Raw genomic sequence first — 5026 nt, forward strand, 5'->3', positions numbered from 1 at the left:
GTGTCCATCCGTCGCCACTTTGACGGCGGAGGGTCGGGCGTTCGTTGTGGGAGCCCGCATGGTTGCGCCGTTTTACCTCGGTTTGATTATGAAACTAAGGGCTGGCTGCGGTGAAAGTGTGTGAAGATGGACATTTTTCTTCCGGGCATGCGTGCTGCGGCTCCGGGTCTCCGGCTAGACCGCCGTGCGTGCCCGTGAGCGGCCGGCTCCCAGGCCGACGGCTCCGATGGCGATGGCGAACAGGGCGCATATCCCGCAGTAACCGAGCAGTGGCATCAGCACCTGGGCGGAGGTCGAGCTGGCGCTGAAGGCGCCACCGGTGGCCTGGGTCGCCCAATATCCGGGTGTGAGCCGCGCGACCGCGATCACAGCGTCAGGCAGCATGTCCAGGGGTGCCCACGCGCCCGCCAGGACGGAGAATGCCATACCGCCGATGACTGCGATGGCGTTCGCAGCATTCTCCCCCAGCCGTAGTTGTCCCACGAGGAAGCCCACGGCGACTCCGTTGAGGGTGTACGCGGCCAGTGCGAGACCGATCACCCCCAGTCGTGGTGCCGCATCCACGATGCGATCGGCGGCGAAGACCACGGTGCCCAGGCAGAAGAACCACAGCCATGCCACCAGACCTATCAGTAAACACGCGCCGAGCAGTCCCAGACCGCGTGAGCGGCCGGTAACAGGCGCGGAAGACACGCGGGAGTGCACGGGAGGTCGATTGAGGGCAGCCATGAGCACCGCAATCGCTACGACGCAGAAGGCCGTCAGCGGGAACAGCGAGAACAGCGTATACAGCTTCAAGGACTCCGGCAGAAGGAGCGCGTCTTGGGTGATGAGCCGAGCGGCGGAGCCGCCGCGCATAGAATCCTCCGCCAGGGTCACGGCCCGCTCCACGGACTGTTCGGCGGATGCGGTGCCGGTGGCATCCGTGTTCAGAGCACGCAGATAGTCGTAGACCTGGTTCAGGTAGGAGTTGGTGCGCACGTTCATGAGTGAGCCCAAGTAGGACCTGTAGCTGATGACGGTCTCCACGGCGGGCGGCTGGGTTCCGTCCTGGGCCGCGGCCTGTAGCTCCTCGCCGAAGCCGGCGGGGATGATCAGGATGTACTGGATGCGGTCCTTGGCGGTGGCATCCTGGAGTGCCTGTTTGGTGTCTTCCAGCGGCTGGGTGTTGCCGACGGAGCCCACGTATTCGGCCAGTGCCCGGGATAGCGCGGAGTCATCGCGGTCGATCACAGCCACATCAGCCGTCACCTGGGTGACGCCTGCGTCGGTGGCGTTGCCGGAGCCGGTCCCGACGAACACGGCGCCTACGCTCATGAGCACCAGGTAGATCAGGATGTAGAGGCGGTGCGCCGCCAGAATCCGCAGCGAGGTCTTAAAGGTGCTCATGGTTCGTCCTCCGCATACGGATCATGGCGATTATGAAGAACACGAGGGTCATGCCCGCAAGCACGGTGCAGCTGCGAGCGAATGGCTCCAGGGAGTCGTAGTAGAGCAGCCCGTAGAAGCAGCGGGTCGCCTGCCACAGGGGATTGAGCTGGGAGACCAGCGGGGCGCTGAGTTCGACGGCATTGGCCAGTCGCTGTGAGGCGGTGCCGTACAGCCCGCAGAACAGGGCCAGTAGGCAACTGATTGCCGAGACTCCGCCCAGCGGCATCCGCGGGAAGGTCCCCAGGACCGAGCCGGCGGCGCAGGCCATGAGGCTGGAGATCCCGATTGCCAACAGACAAAGCGCCGCGTAAGGGCCGAAGTCCACACCCACCACGAAGCGCATGAACACGAATGCCAGCACCAGGCATGCCCAGGTGCACACCCAGGCCGCGGACAACGTTCCCAGGAGCAGTCTCCAGCGCGGCAGCGCCCCCAGATTGCGGCGTGCCGCCAAATGCCCTGACGGAGCGGTGATCTCCCGGATGGCGACTACCGCGATCGTCATGCCCATGCCGCTGGTGAAGGCGAGCAGCGCGAAGTAATACGGCACCTCGGGCTTTCCGGGCACGCGGGTGACCTGGAGCTCGGTGGTGAATGCGTGGCGGTCCTGTACTGCGGCGGCGGCATCCGCGGGCGGTGCTTCCGCGGCGATCAGCGAGGTGATCTCGTCGCGGCTGTGCACGTAGGTGTCCAGCATGGCGCGCAGTACCGGGGTGGTGGACAGGTCATTGCCCTCCGGGGACAGGTGCAGCACGGGGGTGCCGTCCTGGACCGCGATATAGCCGACCGTGTCACCCTTCTGAACGGCCGCCTCGGCCTGCTCCGCGGTGTCGTAGGCCACGGGATCGAGCAGCCGCAGTTCGGCGTCGTCGGCGGAGACGGCGTCAAGGGCGCCGTCCAATCCCGCCTCGGCCGCGTAGGCATCATCATGCACGATCCCGACCCGGATGGGGTCGACGGCGTAGCCCGCCTCCAGCCCGGAGAACATCATCATGAACATCAGGGACAGTGCGATCGGCATACCGAGTGTCCACAGCAGCAGGATCCTGTCGCGCAGCAGTCGGAGCACCTGGTAGCGGAAGACGGTGCGCATATCAGGCCGCCTCATCGCGCAGGGCCCGGCCGGTGATCTCCAGGAACACGTCGTTCAGGGTGGGCGGCTCGGAAGTGATCCGCCCGCATACCACGCCCGCCTTGGCGAGCGCTTCGAGCACGTCGGCCAGGTTGTGCGCCCCCGGCGTGCACTCGACTATCAGCTCGGGTGCCTCGTAGCCGACGGTGCGCACATGCTCCGCTCGACGCACCGCCTCCAGCTCGCGCTCGCCGAGCTCGGCGGGGGAGATGACCTCCACGCGGATGCGCTCACCGGTGCCGATCATCGCCTTGAGCTCGTTCGCGGTGCCGGCCGCGATCTGCCTGCCCCGGTCCATGATGATGATCCGCGTGCACAGCTGCTCCACCTCCTCCATGTAGTGACTGGTGTAGATGATGGTGGCGCCGCGGGCGTTGAGGTGTTTGATCCCGTCGAGGATGGCGCTGCGGCTCTGCGGGTCCACGGCCACGGTGGGCTCGTCCAGGATGATCAGATCGGGACGGTGGACGATGCCGCAGGCGATGTTCAGGCGGCGCAGCAGGCCTCCGGAGAGCTTCTTGGGGCGGAACCTGGCGAACCGCCCCAGGTCGACGAATTCGAGCGCCTCCTGCACCAGCTCGCGACGGCGGGCGCGGTCGGAGACGTACAGGGCGCAGAAGGCATCGATGTTCTCTCGAACGGTGAGTTCCTCGAAGACGGCCACCTCCTGCGGTACCACCCCGATTCGCCGCTTGAGCTCGTAGGCGGTGGCCGACATCGGCTCGCCGAAGATGCTGATCTCGCCCCGGTTGTAGGTGAGCAGCTGCAGTATGCAATTGAGCGCCGTGGTCTTGCCCGAGCCGTTGGGGCCGAGCAGGCCCAGGATCTCCCCGGAGGCGACGCTGAGCGACAGCCCGTCGACGGCGACCAGCTCCCCGTAGCGCTTGACCAGGTCATCAACGACCACCGCCATGTCGGACACGTCGTCTCCTTTCGTCCGCGGACCGTGTTCGGGGCCATGGTCGCGCGAGGCGGCTCGGTGCCGGAAGTGCCTGCTGTCATGAGGTGGCGGCGCGGGCATGACAAACGTCAGGGGCGTCGTCGGCTCCGCCGGCCGGGTCGCCATCGTCCATAATCGAGGCGTGAGGGAGCTGACGGACAGGGCCGTGGTGCTGGGAGCCTGCGCCGTCCTGGTGTTGGCCTCCGGTATGCCCGCGCCGACGACGATCGTGTGGTTCCTGGTTGCCGTTACCTGCAGTGGCACCTGTGCCGCCTGGGGACGGTGGCCGGCCGCGGGTGCCCTACCGGCCGCGTACCTGCTGGCGGGATGCGTGGACCGTGCCGCCATTGTGGGGGTTCCACTGGCCGTCTATGAGCTGGTGGGGGCGGTCTCGGATCGGGGCGTCGTTGGGTGTGGGTCGGTGCGGCGACCTGTGTGGCGCCCCTGGCATTGGCGCTGCGGGGCGATCCCGACACTGCTGTGTCGGTGGCGGTGGTCCTGGCGGCGGTGGCCGCCCTGCTGGCGGTGCGTTCCGGGCAGGTGGACCGTGCCCACAGCGCCTTGCACGCCGTCCGAGACGATCTTCAGCACCGGGTTACCGTGCTGCAGGAGACGCAGACGCGGCTGGAGGAAGCCCAGGACCACGATACGCGTGCGGCCGCGCTGGCAGAGCGCACCCGGATCGCCCGGGAGATCCATGACGGCGTCGGGCACTTGCTCACTCGACTGCTGTTCCAGGTGCATGCCGCCCAGGTCGCCCATAGGGGCGGCCCGGAGCTGGTGGCCGACCTGAAGCGGATCGAGCAGACAGCCGACGAGGCGCTGTCTGCCATGCGCGCCGGGGTTCATGCCCTGGACGAGAAGGGCGAGGACCTGGCCGTGGCGCTCAACCGGCTCGCCGCAGGCTGCGGCATCAACCAGGCTAGGGTTGACTGTGCTTCGGCCGTGTCTCCACCGGCACCGGTGACACGCTGCCTGGTCGCGGTGGCGCGCGAGGCCCTGACCAACGCCGCCCGCCACGGCAGGGCTAAGACTGCCTGGGTGACGGTCGCCGACTTCCCCGGATTCTGGCGGCTGACGGTCGCCAACGACGGCGCCGTCCCGGCGTGGGCCGAGTCCCCACAGCTGCTGCGCAGCCCGCAGCCTGGCGCCGACGGTCTCGGGCTCGGCACGCGCTCCATGGCCGATCGGGTCGAGTCCCTCGGGGGAACACTCCGTATCCTGACTCGTCCGAGGTTCACGGTGCTCGCGACGATCCCAAAGGAGACCACGTGAAGGTAATGATTGTCGACGACGATCGTCTGCTCGCCCATTCCCTGGCCACGATCCTGGGGGCCGAGGCGGACATCGACGTGGTCGGCGTGGGCGCCAGCGGCCAGGAGGCGGTGGCGGGCTTCCGGGAGCGGCGGCCCGACATCCTGCTGCTGGACATACAGATGCCCGGAGGCGACGGACTGGACGCGGCCGAACAGGTCCTTGCCCTGGACCCAGAGGCGAAGGTGGTCTTCCTGACCACCTTCGCC

5 protein-coding genes are annotated in these 5026 nt (G+C 67.5%); 2 read left to right on the forward strand and 3 right to left on the reverse strand.

All coding sequences use genetic code 11. The features are described from left to right. Positions 1 to 174: 174 nt before the first annotated feature. Genes GZ998_RS06425 through GZ998_RS06435 form a run of 3 tightly spaced genes read right to left on the reverse strand, consistent with a single transcriptional unit; the run spans position 175 to position 3476 of the window. Positions 175 to 1389 (reverse strand): ABC transporter permease, encoded by a 1215-nt coding sequence (locus GZ998_RS06425; protein ID WP_219109386.1) that lies wholly within the window; start codon positions 1387 to 1389, stop codon positions 175 to 177. Beyond that, complete coding sequence (locus GZ998_RS06430; RefSeq protein WP_219109387.1) at positions 1376 to 2524, reverse strand: ABC transporter permease; 1149 nt, start codon at positions 2522 to 2524, stop codon at positions 1376 to 1378. Before GZ998_RS06430 ends, GZ998_RS06425 begins: the two co-directional genes overlap by 14 nt. A 1-nt stretch (position 2525) precedes the next feature. Beyond that, on the reverse strand, positions 2526 to 3476 hold the full coding sequence (locus GZ998_RS06435; RefSeq protein WP_219109394.1) for an ABC transporter ATP-binding protein: 951 nt from the start codon (positions 3474 to 3476) through the stop codon (positions 2526 to 2528). A 462-nt stretch (positions 3477 to 3938) separates the two neighbouring features. Between GZ998_RS06435 and GZ998_RS06440 the strand changes: the two genes are divergently transcribed. Both GZ998_RS06440 and GZ998_RS06445 read left to right on the forward strand, forming a co-directional pair. Further along, entirely contained in the window at positions 3939 to 4778 is an 840-nt protein-coding gene (locus GZ998_RS06440; RefSeq protein ID WP_308807179.1) for a histidine kinase, read from the forward strand. 5 nt (positions 4779 to 4783) lie between these two features. After that, positions 4784 to 5026: response regulator transcription factor (locus tag GZ998_RS06445; RefSeq protein ID WP_257505397.1), on the forward strand; the 243-nt coding region annotated here is incomplete at its 3' end.

The sequence above is a fragment of the Actinomyces sp. 594 genome, assembly GCF_019325145.1.
GTDB lineage: Bacteria > Actinomycetota > Actinomycetes > Actinomycetales > Actinomycetaceae > Actinomyces.

Excerpts from the sequence above, each read along its gene's own strand:
- GZ998_RS06425 (WP_219109386.1), bottom strand. The coding sequence starts at position 1,389 with ATGAGCACCTTTAAGACCTCGCTGCGGATTCTGGCGGCGCACCGCCTC.
- GZ998_RS06435 (WP_219109394.1), bottom strand. The coding sequence starts at position 3,476 with ATGGCGGTGGTCGTTGATGACCTGGTCAAGCGCTACGGGGAGCTGGTC.
- GZ998_RS06430 (WP_219109387.1), bottom strand. The coding sequence starts at position 2,524 with ATGCGCACCGTCTTCCGCTACCAGGTGCTCCGACTGCTGCGCGACAGG.